22 protein-coding genes are annotated in these 15835 nt (G+C 38.3%); 5 read left to right on the top strand and 17 right to left on the bottom strand.

Annotation, left to right across the window (positions count from 1 at the left end; translation table 11 throughout):
* Positions 1 to 80 precede the first annotated feature (80 nt).
* Positions 81 to 1082 carry a Gfo/Idh/MocA family oxidoreductase gene (locus tag BM179_RS12695; RefSeq protein ID WP_092017368.1) on the top strand — a complete coding sequence of 334 codons (1002 nt, stop codon included), beginning with the start codon at positions 81 to 83 and terminating at the stop codon, positions 1080 to 1082.
* A gap of 61 nt (positions 1083 to 1143) precedes the next feature.
* Here BM179_RS12695 and BM179_RS12690 read toward each other — a convergent pair whose 3' ends face one another.
* Positions 1144 to 1560 carry an organic hydroperoxide resistance protein gene (locus BM179_RS12690; RefSeq protein ID WP_092017366.1) on the bottom strand — a complete coding sequence of 139 codons (417 nt, stop codon included), beginning with the start codon at positions 1558 to 1560 and terminating at the stop codon, positions 1144 to 1146.
* A 63-nt stretch (positions 1561 to 1623) separates the two neighbouring features.
* Positions 1624 to 2058, bottom strand: coding sequence for a MarR family winged helix-turn-helix transcriptional regulator (locus BM179_RS12685; RefSeq protein WP_092017364.1), 435 nt, complete (start codon positions 2056 to 2058; stop codon positions 1624 to 1626).
* 201 nt (positions 2059 to 2259) lie between these two features.
* On the opposite strand from BM179_RS12685, the gene BM179_RS12680 reads away from it, so the two are divergent.
* On the top strand, positions 2260 to 4533 hold the full coding sequence (locus tag BM179_RS12680) for a GH92 family glycosyl hydrolase (RefSeq protein ID WP_092017362.1): 2274 nt from the start codon (positions 2260 to 2262) through the stop codon (positions 4531 to 4533).
* Between the two features lie 110 nt (positions 4534 to 4643).
* Here the strand turns inward: BM179_RS12680 and BM179_RS12675 are convergent, their stop codons facing one another.
* Together BM179_RS12675 and BM179_RS12670 are read right to left on the bottom strand one after the other, a co-directional pair.
* Positions 4644 to 5828: a lanthionine synthetase LanC family protein gene (locus tag BM179_RS12675; RefSeq protein ID WP_092017360.1), complete on the bottom strand. Its 1185-nt coding sequence runs from the start codon at positions 5826 to 5828 to the stop codon at positions 4644 to 4646.
* An 85-nt stretch (positions 5829 to 5913) separates the two neighbouring features.
* Positions 5914 to 6600: a LuxR C-terminal-related transcriptional regulator gene (locus tag BM179_RS12670; protein WP_092017358.1), complete on the bottom strand. Its 687-nt coding sequence runs from the start codon at positions 6598 to 6600 to the stop codon at positions 5914 to 5916.
* A gap of 538 nt (positions 6601 to 7138) precedes the next feature.
* Between BM179_RS12670 and BM179_RS12665 the strand changes: the two genes are divergently transcribed.
* The 3 genes from BM179_RS12665 (at position 7139) to BM179_RS25340 (ending at position 9327) form a co-directional block, all read left to right on the top strand.
* Positions 7139 to 8350 (top strand): sensor histidine kinase, encoded by a 1212-nt coding sequence (locus tag BM179_RS12665; RefSeq protein ID WP_092017356.1) that lies wholly within the window; start codon positions 7139 to 7141, stop codon positions 8348 to 8350.
* Positions 8350 to 9081 (top strand): LytR/AlgR family response regulator transcription factor, encoded by a 732-nt coding sequence (locus tag BM179_RS12660; protein ID WP_092017354.1) that lies wholly within the window; start codon positions 8350 to 8352, stop codon positions 9079 to 9081. Before BM179_RS12665 ends, BM179_RS12660 begins: the two co-directional genes overlap by 1 nt.
* A 102-nt stretch (positions 9082 to 9183) precedes the next feature.
* Positions 9184 to 9327: a hypothetical protein gene (locus tag BM179_RS25340; protein ID WP_177219387.1), complete on the top strand. Its 144-nt coding sequence runs from the start codon at positions 9184 to 9186 to the stop codon at positions 9325 to 9327.
* Between the two features lie 169 nt (positions 9328 to 9496).
* Here BM179_RS25340 and BM179_RS12655 read toward each other — a convergent pair whose 3' ends face one another.
* From BM179_RS12655 to BM179_RS25320, 13 genes are all read right to left on the bottom strand, one after another.
* Positions 9497 to 10993 carry a TolC family protein gene (locus BM179_RS12655; protein ID WP_092017353.1) on the bottom strand — a complete coding sequence of 499 codons (1497 nt, stop codon included), beginning with the start codon at positions 10991 to 10993 and terminating at the stop codon, positions 9497 to 9499.
* Between the two features lie 66 nt (positions 10994 to 11059).
* Positions 11060 to 11305, bottom strand: coding sequence for a hypothetical protein (locus BM179_RS12650; protein WP_092017352.1), 246 nt, complete (start codon positions 11303 to 11305; stop codon positions 11060 to 11062).
* Between the two features lie 44 nt (positions 11306 to 11349).
* Entirely contained in the window at positions 11350 to 11760 is a 411-nt protein-coding gene (locus BM179_RS12645; protein WP_092017351.1) for a hypothetical protein, read from the bottom strand.
* Positions 11761 to 11799: 39 nt separating this feature from the next.
* Complete coding sequence (locus tag BM179_RS12640; RefSeq protein ID WP_092017349.1) at positions 11800 to 12039, bottom strand: hypothetical protein; 240 nt, start codon at positions 12037 to 12039, stop codon at positions 11800 to 11802.
* Between the two features lie 351 nt (positions 12040 to 12390).
* Positions 12391 to 12603: a hypothetical protein gene (locus tag BM179_RS12635; RefSeq protein ID WP_143095219.1), complete on the bottom strand. Its 213-nt coding sequence runs from the start codon at positions 12601 to 12603 to the stop codon at positions 12391 to 12393.
* Between the two features lie 24 nt (positions 12604 to 12627).
* Positions 12628 to 12846: a hypothetical protein gene (locus tag BM179_RS12630; RefSeq protein WP_092017345.1), complete on the bottom strand. Its 219-nt coding sequence runs from the start codon at positions 12844 to 12846 to the stop codon at positions 12628 to 12630.
* A gap of 300 nt (positions 12847 to 13146) precedes the next feature.
* On the bottom strand, positions 13147 to 13443 hold the full coding sequence (locus tag BM179_RS12620; protein WP_177219386.1) for a YbaB/EbfC family nucleoid-associated protein: 297 nt from the start codon (positions 13441 to 13443) through the stop codon (positions 13147 to 13149).
* Positions 13444 to 13482: 39 nt separating this feature from the next.
* The gene (locus BM179_RS12615) at positions 13483 to 13734 is read right to left on the bottom strand and encodes a hypothetical protein (RefSeq protein ID WP_143095218.1); all 252 of its coding nucleotides are present in this window, start codon (positions 13732 to 13734) and stop codon (positions 13483 to 13485) included.
* Positions 13735 to 13827: 93 nt separating this feature from the next.
* Entirely contained in the window at positions 13828 to 13989 is a 162-nt protein-coding gene (locus tag BM179_RS25335; protein ID WP_177219385.1) for a hypothetical protein, read from the bottom strand.
* A 230-nt stretch (positions 13990 to 14219) separates the two neighbouring features.
* Positions 14220 to 14375: a hypothetical protein gene (locus BM179_RS25330; protein ID WP_218159214.1), complete on the bottom strand. Its 156-nt coding sequence runs from the start codon at positions 14373 to 14375 to the stop codon at positions 14220 to 14222.
* A gap of 604 nt (positions 14376 to 14979) precedes the next feature.
* Positions 14980 to 15153 carry a hypothetical protein gene (locus BM179_RS25325; protein WP_177219383.1) on the bottom strand — a complete coding sequence of 58 codons (174 nt, stop codon included), beginning with the start codon at positions 15151 to 15153 and terminating at the stop codon, positions 14980 to 14982.
* Between the two features lie 12 nt (positions 15154 to 15165).
* Positions 15166 to 15345: a hypothetical protein gene (locus BM179_RS12610; protein ID WP_092017338.1), complete on the bottom strand. Its 180-nt coding sequence runs from the start codon at positions 15343 to 15345 to the stop codon at positions 15166 to 15168.
* A gap of 48 nt (positions 15346 to 15393) precedes the next feature.
* Positions 15394 to 15570: a hypothetical protein gene (locus tag BM179_RS25320; protein ID WP_177219382.1), complete on the bottom strand. Its 177-nt coding sequence runs from the start codon at positions 15568 to 15570 to the stop codon at positions 15394 to 15396.
* Between the last annotated feature and the right edge of the window lie 265 nt (positions 15571 to 15835).

Raw genomic sequence — 15835 nt, 5'->3', positions numbered from 1 at the left:
AAATCTCCTGTTTTCAACCATTTTATAGAATTACTGCGCTAATTTTAAGCTCCAAATACGTCTTTATCCCTTCAAATATTATGGTAACTGTTGCTTTATTAGGTTTTGGTTTATCCGGCAGATATTTACAAGCTCCTTATCTTTTAGCCAATCCCAATTTTCGTTTAAAAACTATACTTTCCGGCAATCAGAATCCTCAGGAGATTTATCCGGGAGTAAGTGTTTCCCGTTCACTGGATGAAATCCTGAACGATCCGGAAATAGATTTCATAAGTGTGGCCACTCCAAACGATACACATTATGAGTATGCTAAAAAAGCATTACTGGCAGGGAAACATGTTCTGATCGAAAAACCCTTCGCAGCAAATACAGAGCAGGCAAATGAGCTGATAGAATTGTCCAAAAAGCAAAATAAAGTACTTACGGTCTTTCAAAACAGAAGATTCGACAGTGATTTCCGTACTGTCAGGCAAATTGTACAGAGCGGAGTGCTGGGAGAATTGCTAAGTTATGAAGCTCATTTCGACCGCTATAAACCGGTTCTCAATACCAAACAATGGAAAGAAACCGTAAGTCCGATGAGTGGTATTCTTTTTGATCTGGGTTCACACCTTATCGACCAGGCTATTTCTCTGTTTGGCACACCTGACGAGGTAGCAGGAGAGACTTTTATTCAACGGGAAAATTCCAGTGTAGATGATGCATTTAACGTCCGTCTGAGTTTTGGAAAATTAAAAGTAACCTTAAAATCAAGTCTTTTGGTTAGAGAAGAAGGCCCGAGATATGTTTTACACGGAACAAAAGGCTCTTTTGTTAAATATGGAATGGATATTCAGGAAGACCAGCTGAAAGCGGGATTAAAACCTGGTTCGGTTGATTTCGGAAAAGAACCTGCGGCAAACCGGGGTCTGTTAAATACAGAAATAAACGGGCTTCATTTCAGGGGAACCGTTGAAACACTGGATGGAAACTGGGATATTCTTTTCCAAAATATCTATGAAGCGATTACAGAAGGAAAAGAATTGCTGGTAAAACCGGAACAGGTTGCCGAACAATTGAAAGTAATCGGAAAAATCAGATAAATTAAAAAAGAATCCCGGCCAAATGACCGGGATTCTTTTTGGGATTTTATTCTTTCGGAACTTATATTACTGAAAGTTCTACTTCAATATTACCCCTTGTGGCATTTGAGTAAGGACAAACCTGATGTGCTTTTGCAACCAATTCCTCGGCTAATTCACGTTCAACGCCCGGAATAGTTACATTAAGTTTTACTGCTAATGCAAATCCTCCGTTTTCATTTTTCCCAAGACTCACTTCTGCGCTTACCGTAGTTATTTCAGTTTTCATTTTCTGGCTGCGAATCACAAGATTTAATGCACTGTCAAAACAAGCTGCATATCCTGCGGCAAAGAGTTGTTCCGGATTGGTGTAAGCACCACCTCCCCCGCCTAACTCTTTAGGCATACGGGTTTCAAGATTTAATACATTATCAGAAGATTCTACATGACCATTGCGTCCGCCTGTAGCAGTAGCTACGGCAGTATATAATTTTTCCATTGTTTGCTGTGATTTGTTTAAGTACTGATTTTATAGTTTTATGATAAAGTGTAATTTCATTGTCTAGGTGCCCTGTTTATCAAGGACTTCCAATAATTCGTACAACTGGCTTCTTAAAGCAACCGCCTGATCAGGATTGAGATTCAGCTGACATTGTATTTTAGAAGGTATGTCCAAACACTCATTTCGAAATAACATTCCGGATTCAGTAAGATGAATATTCACGACTCTTTCATCTGATTTATCTCTTATTCTTTCCACCAGACCCTTTTCCTCCATTCTTTTTAATAAAGGAGTAAGTGTTCCGCTATCCAGCCAAAGCTCCTTTCCGATCTCCTTCACGGTAAGCTTCTTATGTTCCCACATCAGCATAAGAATAAGGTACTGCGGATACGTCAGACCCAACGGTTCAAGCAAAGGCCTGTACAAAGCCGTTACTTGCCTGGACAAAGCGTACATCGGAAAACAAAGTTGATATTTCAGCGTTAATTCGAGCATTTTCTATTTTGTTTGTACAAAATTATATTGTATACAATTTAAATGCAAGCAAAATATTACTTTTTTTAGCGGCTGAATGAAAATCGTGTTAATTCAGTCAAAAATGTACATTTTGATAGTAGATTTAGTTTTTATTACTCTTTAGTCAGAAAACCCGGGCTTTATTCATAAGCATTTAATTTATCTATCATTCTTATCATCATGAGGTATATCTTATTTTTTCTCTGTTTTTCCCAGATTTGCTTTGCACAGAAGAAACCCTTGCAATACGTAAATCCATTTATCGGATCCGCACCGAGCAGTACAGAGAGTGCTCAAAAACATAGCGAAGCGGGTTCAGAACTAAAAGGACAGATTGTGCCGGCTATTGGTGTTCCGCAGGGAATGACTACCTGGACTCCGCAAACGCGTGCGACAGAATTGAAATGCATTCCCCCTTTTTATTACAATGACACTAAAATTCAGGGTTTCAGAGGGACGCACTGGATGAATGGAAGCTGCGTACAGGATTACGGAAGCCTAACGATTATGCCCTTATCAGGCAAATTGAAAGTAAATCCAACCGAACGGGCCTCTTCTTTCAACCGCAAACAGGAGATTGCTGGACCTTCCTACTATAGTGTTACTCTGACCGAAGCTAAAGTTAAAGCTGAAATGACCGCTACCTGCAGAGCTTCTATTCTGAAATTCGGATTTCAAACGAACAAAGACAATTTTATTCTTATCGAACCTAACTCAGATGAAGGGGAAGGTTTTGTTGAAATTCATCCTGAAAAAAAGGAAATTGTCGGATATAATCCTGTTCATCGCATTTATCAGGGATCAGGCAAACCTGCCGGGTTCAGTGGTTATTTTGTCATTCAGTTCGATAAAGCTTTTGAGGCTTCAGGAACCTGGCAGAATAATGATATAAAATGGAACAGTCTGACGTCTAAAGGAGATGGTAAAAAACAGTCCTTAGGAGCCTTTGTAAAATTTGCCGGAAATATGGTCAAAGTAAGGGTCGGAACTTCTTTCTCAAGCCTGGAGGGTGCCAGAAAAAATCTGGAAACGGAAATACCTGATTGGAATTTTGACAAAGTGAAAGCGCAATCTGAAATGGCCTGGAAAAAAGCGCTTGGAAAAATCAAAGTACAAGGCAGCGAAGACGACAAAGTACTTTTCTACTCAGCTCTATATCACAGTAAACTCACACCAAGGGTTTTCTCAGATGCAGACGGAACCTATCCGGGTTTTGCAGACGATGAGAATTTTTACAAAGCAAAGGGCTTCAGTTACTATGAAGACTATAATCTTTGGGATACTTACAGAGCCGTCCATCCTTTGCATAATTTACTGGAACCAAAAATTTCATCGGATATGATGGAATCCCTGGTGAAAAAAGCTGAACAGGGCGGCTGGATGCCTATTTTCCCTTGCTGGAATCAATATACCGCTGCGATGATTGGTGATCATGCAATTGCCGCCATCGGAGATGCCTATATTAAAGGAATCAAAGGTATTGACATTCATAAAGCATATCAATACATGCAAAAAAATGCCTTTGAAGTCAATTCTGACCCTAAAAGTTATGAAGAAGGAAAAGGGAGAAGGGCATTGGCGACCTATCTGAAATATAATTACATTCCTTTGGAAGATTCTGTCTGGCAGGCTTTCCACAAAAGAGAGCAGGTTTCCAGAACACTTGAGTATGCGTATGATGATTTTGTGCTGGCACAGGTTGCTAAAAAACTGGGAAAAACCGAAGATTCTGAGGTATTGATGAAGCGGTCTCAAAATTTCAGGAATGTGATTGATCCTAAAACCGGCTATGCCCGGGGGCGTTATGCCGATGGAAGGTGGATCGAACCATTCAATCCTTTTGCCATGCGATCGAGTTTTATTACTGAAGGCTCTCCGGCACAATACACATTTTATGTGCCGCAGGATGTTCAGGGTTTGATCGAAGTAGTTGGCGGGAAAAAGAATTTTGTCTCGAAATTAGACACTTTGTTTGATAAAGGATATTACTGGCATGGAAATGAACCCAATAATCAGATTGTTTACCTGTATCCTTTTGCCCATTCAGCCTGGAAAACGCAGGAAAGAGTCCGAAAAATTATCAGAGAAGAGTATAATTCCGGTCCGGGAGGACTTAGTGGTAATGAAGATGGCGGACAGATGTCTGCCTGGCTGGTATTCAGTATGGCCGGGTTCTATCCTGTTTGTCCAGGAACACCTTATTACATAATCGGAAGTCCGGTTTTTGAGGAAACTGTTATTTCTGTATCAGGCGGTAAACAGTTCATTATCAAAGCAAAAGGCAATTCTGACAAAAAGCCTTATATCTTTTCAGCCAGATTTAACGGCAAACCATACCCGAAGGCATATCTCACGCATGAGCAGATTATGAAAGGCGGGATTTTGGAACTGGAAATGAACAGCAAACCTAATCCTGAATGGGGTAATCCGCCGCCAGCGGGATCTGAGAAATAAACTAACTTACTAAACGGGAAGGTTTAAAATGAGAAAGGCCGAAAAAAACAAAAGTCAGGCTCATTGAACCTTCCCTTTGCGATTTTTCCCAAACTAATTATTCAGATTTTTTATAACAATAGTATTTCTCCCCAATTCAGTTCTTCTTCAGAGATATATGAGAGTAAGGTTAACCCGATTCCCGGAAGCCCTTCCAATAAACTTGTTTCCTTGTCTTTATAATGCCCATTCGGTAATTCTACGGATAAATAGTCAAGCGTCTCTCCTATCCAGTATTCATAACTTTCCCGGTAATTTCTGTTTCCGCTCATTTCATAAAGCTTTCTGTATAAATGAGCCACTCCGGCCGTACCGTTTTTAAAGTTAGAATCAGTAATTTTAGTAGCAATGTCTCTGTAATTGAATCTGTTCAATACATTTTTGAAAGTCATGATTGTATTTAATCCGGTAAATTCAGCCATCTGGGCAATACTCTGGCTTTTAAGGATTTCATTGACTTTATACAACGTAAAAGCTACACCAAGATCACCATCACTCCAGGCCAGCCGGCTATTGAAATGGGGTTTGCCGTCTGAGTCAATATATTTGGGGAAGAAGCTATATTTCCCCTCCAGAATATCCACTCCCTGACGATAACTCATAATAAAATTAGCGGTTTTCAGAATCAGCTCTTTCAGGGCTTCTGTCTCCGCACCATAATGATAGGCTTTTACCAGCACAATGAGTATTCCGGCCATGCCATGAATTAAACCAAAGCAAATTTTACAATTGGGATCTCTGTCTCCGCTTTCGAAATAAATTCCCCAGTTGTTTTCTCCGGCCTCTTTCAAAAGCTCATCGATCAGCAATTTCACATAACTTCTGGCTTCCTCATCAGGGTTTCTTCTCAGGAAATAATGCATGATTCCGATTGAGCCTTTCAAATAATCGAAATTATGCTGCTGAATCAGCTCTTTTGCTTTTAACAGTAATATTTCATTGGAATCAGGCCCTTCGCTTACCTCAAAAAACGCTTCTTTCTTATAATAATTTGCAAGATCATTCAATCCTGCTTTCCCAAAACCCAAAGAATAACTCAAGGAATCTGACATTGTTATCTCCTCCGGATCTGCACAAGCCTGATTAAACAACGTAATACTTTTCTGCGCGTAGCACTCTTCTCTGAAAACACGATACAGCACATAATAATACAATGATAAACCTGATTTTCCTTCCATCAGACCAGCTGATTGGCAAGAGGAGTTTTCAAGAATCTCATTGATCTGGTTTATATAATCTTTAGCCTTTTCCTTCATGAAATAAGTTGTAGTGGGCTATTGTTGAGAAGTTTTGGTTTTGGGTACAAAAATTTACAATATCAATTATACTTTACAAAGAATTTTATGCTGCCTGCTCTAAAAAAGGTTTAAGCGTCAGGGCAATAGAAATCAATTGATTACGACCTTTAATATTCAGCTTTTCCATAATATTTGCCCGGTGATTATTCACTGTGGCAGCACTGATATAAAACATATCTGCGATTTTGGGTGTGGTATAAGATTTGGCAATTGCTTTAAGCACTTCTTTTTCTCTGTTTGTCAGACTTTTCAATAATTTGATTGTAGGCGTGTATTCTTTCACTTCTTCATCTTCGAGGCTCATCAGCATACTGTTTAATTGCGGGGAAATATATTGTCTCCCAGACAAAATTTCCTGGATACAGTAAAATAACTCACTGAGTGCAAAACCTTTATGCAAATGTCCTGCTACCTGAATCTGCGCCATCATCAACTGTCTGACCGCTTCCTGCGATTCTGTAATCAGAATTACCAGGGTATCTAATTCTTCTCTGGCTGCTGAACGGGCAATTTCAAGACCATCGAAAAAAGCAAGGTCGGAACTGATAATACTGGCAGTCGGAGAAAGTCTCCTGATTTGATTAATCGCCTCTCTCCCGTCAATGGCAAAACCACTGACAATGAATTTCCGGTGTTGCAGGCTTTCTCTCAGTGTTTCACATAAAATCTGGTTACTATCCGCAATGAACAGCGACTGCGATTCTTTACTTTGTCCTTGGTGTATCATCATGTTTGCGGGTTTCGTTATCCGTTTTTTCCTAAATTGTCATTCAAAAAGATAAAAGTCAGCCTGAAGTATTTATTAATTTGGATTAGAGGCTAAGCATTTTTTGGTTAAAGAGCTATTCTCAGGCTGACAGTACTCATTCATTAATTTGGTTCAGAGGCAATTTTATTATCTTATCTAAAGCAGGTAAAAATAGTCGTAGGATTTTCAAATGATCGTGAGTTTCTTTCAAATCTTGAAATGGTTGTTTTTTTAACTTGCAAAGGCTTAGTTGTAAGTAAATTTCTCATAGTATTCAGGGATTAGATAGAGGTTGATATAATTTTCTGTTTCTGTAATTTATTTACATTCCAAAGGTGGCTTACAAAAATTAAAAGGAAAATTCTAATACACCAAACCGCCGAATTGATATAACATCCGGGTAACTTTGTATGGATAATCGCCAAAATCAACCAATAGTTATGCTGATACATTGAATCTGGTTATTCATAAAGACAATTCTACTTAAAGCACTGATAAACAACACTATAACTTATTTAGCATGCCAAATCTACAAACAACTGATTCTTCATCAGGTCTAAACTTATGGACTAAAAATCATCCTGTTTTCCTACGTCACCTGATTATCTGGGTCATTTATTCCATCTATCAGCAAAGTATTGTTTTTTACGTAACCAAGGGAAAGGTCTTTGACATTTACAGCTTCCTGCTGAACTCAGTGCTGGATGCTTTCATTTTTTATGCCAGCTTCTATATTTTTCAGCATTTCCTCAAACCCAAAAAATATGTTTCAGTTTTTATAGGATTGCTTGCCCTGATTGCCGCCTTCTCCGGCATAAAATACGGATTTGAAAAAATAATTTTCCCTTGTGCCGGAATCCAGGTTGCGGATGTCTTTTCAGCTGATATTAACAAGTATGTTGCTGCCAATATCTGGAATACGATTCTTTATTCCGGCTATGGGCTGGGGTATTTTTATGCCCTGAAAGCCATTCAGGCCGAAAAAGACCAGAGATTACTGGAAACCGAGAAACGGATCCTGATTGAATCTGAGCTTTTTCATACCCAGGAAATTTTGCTTAAAAACCAGGAAATTCTGGAAAAAACCCAAAAGGTACTTTCTCAGGAACATCAGCTGCTTGAAAATGAGCAGGAGTTAAAACGGCTGGAATATGAACGGAATCAGGCACAACTGGCTTTTCTGCGGTCTCAGATTAACCCGCATTTTCTTTACAATACGCTCAACTTCTTCTATGCAAAAGTGTTATCCCACTCCAGGGAAGCCGCCGAAGGCATTCTCGTGCTGGTAGAAATGATGAAATATGCTTTAAAAGAGGAAGACGGAAACGGTAAAGTAATGCTGGATAAGGAAGTACAGCACCTGGAAAATTTCATTAAACTGAACCAGTTAAGGTATAACAACACCTTGTTTATACGATTTAATAAAGATGGCATGCTGGCATTCCGGACTATCATGCCTCTGGTTTTGATAACCTTTGTTGAAAATATCATAAAACACGGTGATTTACAGGACATTGAAAATCCGGCTGTAATAGATATGAAAGTAAATAACCAGGGTTTACTTTTCTTCACTCATAATAAGAAAAGGAACGGTCCTAAGGAAAAATCTACAGGAATAGGTTTGCAAAACACAATCAATCGTCTAAATTTGGGCTACGGTAATGATGGCTACCACCTAGAAATTGATGAAACTGATTTGTTTTATACTGTAAACTTAAGGATAAAGATATAATGAGATGTATTGTTGTTGATGATGAGCAAAGCGCACTTGAAGTTCTGACTACTTTTATAGAGCAAACCCCCTTTCTTGAATTGGTTATTGCCACTACAAATCCTATAGATGCGATTGGAATACTGCAAAAACAATCTGTTGATGTATTATTTCTGGATATTCATATGCCTCAGATCTCAGGACTTAATGTCGCAAAACTGGTGAAAGGCAAAACCAAAGTTATTTTTACCACTGCTTATTCTGATCATGCTGTAGATGCCTTTGACCTCGAAGCAATTGATTACCTTACCAAACCTATTTCTTACGACCGCTTTCTGAGAGCTGTTCAGAAGGCTATGAATTCAACCAGCGGTGAAGGTCCGGCGATTACACATGAGAAGTCGAAAGAAGAAGATTTTTTGCTGATTAAGACCGAAAACAAAGGAAAATTCATCAAAGTTAATGTGAAGGACATTGCTTTTGTAGAGGGCTTAAAAAACTATATCTCTATTTATACCAAAGAAGAGCGTGTTATCACTCTGATGAACATGAAAGACCTTGAAGAAAGACTGCCGTCAGACAGTTTTATGAGGGTTCATAAATCATACATTATTTCACTGGACAAGATTAAGATGATTGATGGCAATCAAATCTTCCTTCATGAAGTTAAAGGAGCTGTTCCGTTAGGGGAAAGTTACCGGAATCCCTTTTTCGATGCCCTGAATGCCAAGGTTATGGGTGGCAAAAAATAGTTTGGTACCTACTTTTTGTGTTTTGGTGTAGATTTATTTGTAATTACCTGACATATAGTAATTTAGATTTATAATTAATCATAAACTCTAAACACTTAAAACATGAAACAGGTAATTGAAATCAAAAATTGGGATAACGATTCTGACGAAGTCTGGTTTGAAGATGATGTTTTTTTTCCGGCTTCTCAGGATGAACTTGAAAGCATAGAAAACGCCATAAAATCTATGGATGGATCTGGTTTCTGAAGATTAGCTTCGTTAGTCAGAATAGTCCGGTTCCCTTAGTAATAGAGAACCGGACTATTTTTTTGATAATTCTCCGGAAAAAAATACGCAGCAATCCTGAGAATCAAAGAAGTTTCCTCCTTTCATTCCAGGATTGCCGGTTGGTTTTATAGTTTATTGTTCTGAAATGTTAAAAGTCTGTGTTTTTATTCTGATAGAAACTGAGAATTTTAAGTCTGAAGACCCTTTCATATTTAGCCTGAATCCGGTTATATCTGGCTTTGTCAAGCTGGGTTTTTGCCAGATTGTAATCTACAGAACTGATTTTGCCTAAGTTGAAGCTGTATTCTGCTACCCTAAAAGCTTCTTCCAGTGATCGGACCTGGTTTTCCAGGGCTGATACCTTTTGCAGAGAAGCATTGTAGTTGTTATATGCCTGTTCTATATTCTGCCGGAGCTGTTGTTTAACATTTTCTGCCTGACATTCCGCCTGCTTTTTTTCAATAACGCTTTTCGCTATACGATTCCTGGCAGAATACCCGTTAAAAATGGGGATTTTGATATTCAGGACAATTCCTCTGTTGAAGTTTGTACCGAGCTGGTCGAAGTATTTGAACTTCTGCATTTCCCCGCCCTCAATCGCCTGTTTGATATAAACCGGAGATTTCACCCCATTTGTCAGTACATAGGCATCATCTGAAGGCTTTTCGATATAGGTGACCGACCCGTCTTTCACAAAGCGTTCTCCGGGTGCTGCACTTGAATACTGAGTCCCTAATCCGAAGTTGAGTGTAACAACCGGGTATTTCGATCCTTTCGCTATTTCACGGCTGATTTCTGCACTTTTAATACGCATTTCTGCGGCCTTTACTTCCGGTCTGATTTCTTTTGCCAGAGAAAAAATATCTTTTGAAACAATATCAGGATTCGCTGAAGGTGTTTCAACTGCCTCAATTCTTTCCAGCAACAGCTCTTCATCATCGTTAAGGTTCATCAGCTGGCTCAGTGAAAGTTTCGCAGATTTGAGGTTAATTCCTGCATTTACGATATTCAGCTCATCGTCCGAAAGCTGGGCTTTGAGGTCAAGAACATTTTTATAGGGAATAATACCATTTTGCACCAATTGCTCTGCTTTAACAATCTGAATACCAGTCAATTCTCTTTGTGTAAGCGATACATCCAATAAATCCTGATTGCTTAAAACCTGTAAAAAGGCCAGGGTAATGTTTAAGGCAATCTGATCTCTTGAGGCGTGAATATCTAATCTGGCTGCTTCAAGATTTAACTGACTTTGTCTGATACCATTCTGAAGCTGATACCCGCTGAAAATCGTAAAGCTTGAATTGATCCCAAAATTATTTGATGTAATCTGCTGATCTACAAAAGCATTTGTATAAGGATCAATACTTCTTCCGGAATTAAACCCCTGATTTACTGTAGCATTGACCGTTGGAAGCCGATTAGCTTTTGCCTGATTCAGGTTAACAATTCCTGTTTCAAGCTGCAACTGGCTTTGCTTAATCTGAAGATTATTTGCCCAGGCAATTTCTATACAATCCTGTAAGGAAAGCTTGCTGTTGTATTTTCGGGCAGGCTTACCTGAGGCAACCAGAGCCGTCATTGTCTGAGCTTGAATGATAAATACATTGCCATTCAAAAGAAGAAGTAAAAGTAATTTCCTGAACATAGCGCGGATAGATTAGAGATTCAAAAAGGGCATCTTTTCGAATGAAGTCAGATGCCCTTACTTCTGTTAATGTTTTTCTTCTCCTTCAGTTTTAATGACAGGATTCATAACACCCGGTGTCGGATTTTTCACAGGCTGGACAGGTACGACGACAGGATTTTTTCCAACCTGATTATCTCCATCCAGCAGCTGATGGTCTGAAGAAGAGCCGGAATTTGATGACTGCGGGACAATATCCTGACTACCATCCTTACAGGCCCATATGAAAGCCCCGCTTACCAGCGCTATCATAAGTAAGATTCTTCTTTTCATGTTTTTATAAGGTTTATTGAGGTTTTTAATGTGTACACCGGATTTCAGATGGTTTCAACCAGTTTCATTTCAATATTTCTAATGATTTCATTACAATTTGCACAGGCCTGTGCTCCTTGCTGGGCAAACCACCGGCATCTTTCCCGGATAGGGCAAGGTTGAAGACTTCCCTCCAGGCTTCTGTCAAGCGCTTTTACAATCTTGCCAACAAGCCCGCACTGATGTCCATCCCATTGATGGCATCCTCCTTTGGCACAATTGCCTGTGAATCGAAAGCGTTCTTCAGCCGGTCTGCCTTTGGCAGCTTCTTCTACAAAGGTTTTGTCGATAGGAATCGGTTCCGGAAGGTATTCAACTTTTCCGTCTTCCTGAACAATTCCAAAGAGTGAAGCTCCTGGTTTAGCTACGTAACTTGGGCAAAGTAATGCGTCTGAGGCAGATTTTTGAGTGCTCATAATGAGATGGATTTAAGGGCTTGTTAGCATTGATTAGAATTAAGACAATTCGAAAGGATCAACCGGAGGTTTGATATATCCGACAACCACATCGATGATTTTTCCGATTGGCTGAGAGCTAAGTCCGCCGGCAATCTTCAAAACTGTGTCTTCGTTAAGTTCTCCAAGGTTATCAACCTTGGCAAGAGCTTTCATCAACTCCTGTTGAGCAATTGTTTTTTCTTCGGAAGTCAGGCCTTTCATAGCTTCCGACATCTGCTGGATTTTTGAGATTTCCATTTGTTGTTAGATTTGAGGTTAAATAATTATTGTTTTGAAATACAGTCTTCAGGATTTAATATTTGCCGGAAAGGCCTTTATACATATTCTGACAAAAACCTTCCGGCAATAAATCCATTTCTTAAAGAGGTTTAGAGTTTTGCAACCGAAAATCATTTAATGATCTGATTTTTAATTACATATCAAATTTATCTTTCTTCCCCTCTGAATAAAAAAAATATACACCAATACCCCTTAAGTAGATACATAATTGCCTGTTCGGAGTATATTAAACGTTCCCGGAGAACATAAAAAAGACGGACCACAGGCCCGTCTTAGTATGAAAGTATTCCGGTTGAAGGATTGCAGGAATTATGCCTGGTTTGAATTAAGGAAAAACCCTAAAAACCACTTTGTCAAATCTGTTCCTCCTTTAATCTGACGGGAAGTCTCCTCATCCATTTCCCCGAGATTGTCAATTTCAGCAAGAGATTTCATGAAACTTTCTTTCAAAAGCATCTTCTGTTCAGGCGTAAGCGCCTGAAAGGATTCTGAGAGTTGTTGAATTTCAGAGATTTTCATCATTCCGGAGATTTATGATCAGGTGAATTATGCCAACAGCAGTAAATCAGGAAGTTTAATCGGAGGCTGAGGTAAAATTCCTCCTGCGATAATAGTTCCGTTTTTTTCAATAACACCACCAGCATAAAGCTTGCGTGCGATTTCAGGGTTTATTTCATTCAGATTGTCAATTTTAGCCAATTCAGACATCCATTCCTGTTGTGTTTGTCCGGGCTTTCTTTGCAGGGCATTTTGATGCTTGTTCATGTTTGTGAGGTTAAATTGTTTAAAGGTTTATCGTTAAAAAGATTTAGAGGCATTTATATGATTAAGATTATGGTGGAACTTCAGGACAGACACGACCATGGCCTGCCTATTTTGAATAAAAGTATGCTGTCCGGGCAGTTCTTCGAAAAAAAATACACCAATACCTCTTTTGTAGGGACGTAAAGCCTTTTCCACTAATCCTGACATGTCAAAAGACAGGCAAGGTATTGCGTAGCTTGCCTGTCTTCAGACTTCTGTTAATACGATTGGTTCAGGAATCGGATAGCTGATGCGGCGTTTTTACTGCGCCTGCTGGCTTAAAAAGTTAGCCAGAAAGGTTTGCTTTACTTCTTCGAGACGAGCGTCAACTTTTTCTATCGCATGATTTGTTGCTGTCAGTATATAGTTCTGAAGAAGTTCTTTCCTGATAAATAAATTATTTTCTATTTCCAGGTTCTGGATTTGTCTTTTACCGTTGATGGTAATTTTAACTTCTCCGTTTTCAGATTGTGCAAAAACCGAAATACCCGCCTGAATTTCAGCTAATTTCATTTGCATATCTTTTACAACGGCCATATTTTGTTGGTTATCATTCATAGTTTCAGAGGTCTTTTTTCCTTTCAGGAAGTTCATTTACTACAAAATATTACTGAATTTTATAATTGTTGCGAGAGCAATCAAACTATAGCAAACCGCTTTAAGGAACTCCCATTTATCAGATGATGTCTGCACTTTTATCCAGCTTCTGAGTGAGAGACAGGTAAACAATAATCCTAACGACAATTTTTCATATACCTTTAAATCATTCATAAAAACCGTTGCGATAAAAAACATTACAGACAATACTCCCAAAATCTGTAATAGCGATGAAATTCTAGAAACTTGCATGTTGTTAATCTGGTTTATCAACGAGGTTTATTCATTCTCTTTAAGTTGATGCAGGGAGACTTAAGAAAGTTTCCCTGCATCATATGGCTGGTACTACAAGAATAATGCAGCAACAGTACAGATTGCAATTACAGCTTTTCCTGCATAGTAACCTGCTTCATAAGCAGTGATACCACCTGAGATTACTTCCATTTCAGAAGCAGAAATTGCACTTACATTGAAATTAGCCAAGTCAAGAGAATAAGTTGTGTTCATCGTTGTTTTTTGATTTAAAGGTTAAAAAAAGTATTAGTTATTTGTAAAGATCTGTTACTGATTTATTGATCAGAATGCATCAAGGAAGCCTTTGATAAATTCACCTACTGCTTTTCCCCAGCTATAAGTTGTTGAGCTACCACCTGTGATTTCTACTAATTCTGAATAAGTTAAATTTTCCATTTTTTGTTAGTTTAAAAGTTTATAAAATAGATTTGAGTTTGTAATTATTATCTGGCAAGACCGTCGTTAACTCCTTTGAAGAAATCTTTTACGTCTTGTTTGAATTCTTCCCAAGAGTATCCTCCGTCGATTGAGATCATTTCTTTTGAATCCAATGCTGTTAATTCTGAATTTTCGAAGTTGAAATTTTTAGTCATTTCCATGTTTTGTTTAAAGTTTAAAGGTTTATGTTTTTTTATTGATTGTTATTGTCCTTTAGATTTCGAGGCCTCGTTTATCTTATTGACATTACAAATTTAGCACATTGAGAGGGGCGATTTCAATAGTATGGATTCATCAAAAATTCAGGTATTTTGTAGGTGATTACTACTATTTTATAGTGAATATTCAGGATTCTGACTCTTTTTAATCAAATTTTCATGGCCTGAATTCTAAAAAATCCTTTGCAAATCTCCGGTAAAAAAATCGGCTTTCGGGTAACATATTCTGTGAAGAAAACCTTTGGTATCTGTAAAGTTGCTGAACTCCGGACAAAAGAGAAGAGACATAAAGATGTGAGATCTCTCAAATCCGGACATCGTCCAGGACTTCAATAATCTTACAGGTGCATATGCGGGGGAAGCAAAGTCTTAAAAAGAGATGTCCGGGCAGGAACAAAAAAAAGCCCTGAAGTTACCAGGGCTTTGGGGCTAACCAATAAGAGCTGTAGTTTATTACTGAAACTACTATTTAAAAAAAGAAATAATCCGGGGGAAATTTAAAGGGTAAGATAAGATTGCCCTGCCAGTCAGCAGAGATCTGCAAACCTTATCTGCGGTCTTTAAATTTAATTACACCTAAATCTGACAAAATCTCGTATAAAAATATTGCCCCGGCAAAAGTCAGCAGACCATACTTTATATACTCATTCGAAGTAGTTATGGCAATAACTAAAATTACAAAACCCGCTGTTCCTGTGATTAAAGATTTTCCCCGTGCCATTTTCTTTGATTTTTAAGAATTAACAAGATATCCTCCCCAGAATGCTAACTCGCCAATTGGTCCGAAAACTACGCCTACTACGATAGCAGTAACGATTGTTTTTGTAGACGGGGTTTGACCACCATTAATCTGAGTTGCTTCTGCAAAAGAGATTTCTTCTAAATTTACTGATTTTAATGTAATGTTATCCATGTCTTTAAGTTTTTTTAGTTGTGAATAAATGATGTCTTTTTACTGAGCTTATTTAGCGTTTCTTCTGTCACTTTCAGCAGCGTCTTTTCCAACTGAGTAGCAGAAAGCTACAACTGCCAGTGCTAATCCGGCAAGTTCGATCCAAAGACCACCGTTTTGCTCTTTCATTTCATTAGCGTTCAGTTCAAGAACACCCAAGTTTTCCAGGTTGAGATTTTTAGTCATTTCCATGTTTTGTTAAAAGGTTAAAGGTTTATGTGTTTTTTGAGGTTTTTGTCATTCAGATTTCGGTACCCCGTTTATCTTATTGACATTACAAATTTAGCATATTCAGAAGGGCGATTTCAATAGTATAGATTCATCAAATTCCGGGGTATTTTATAGTTAATTACTACTATTTAATAGTGAATTCTGATGGTTTTCCCGATTTTTAATACTGTTTTTCTTCAGAAATATACCCTGACGCATGTGTTGTATTTTAGCGGAAACA

Origin of the sequence: Pseudarcicella hirudinis (genome assembly GCF_900115665.1) — a bacterium.
Lineage (GTDB): Bacteria > Bacteroidota > Bacteroidia > Cytophagales > Spirosomataceae > Pseudarcicella > Pseudarcicella hirudinis.
The sequence above is the reverse complement of the archived record's forward strand: the minus strand, read 5'-3'. Positions and strand labels throughout refer to the sequence as shown.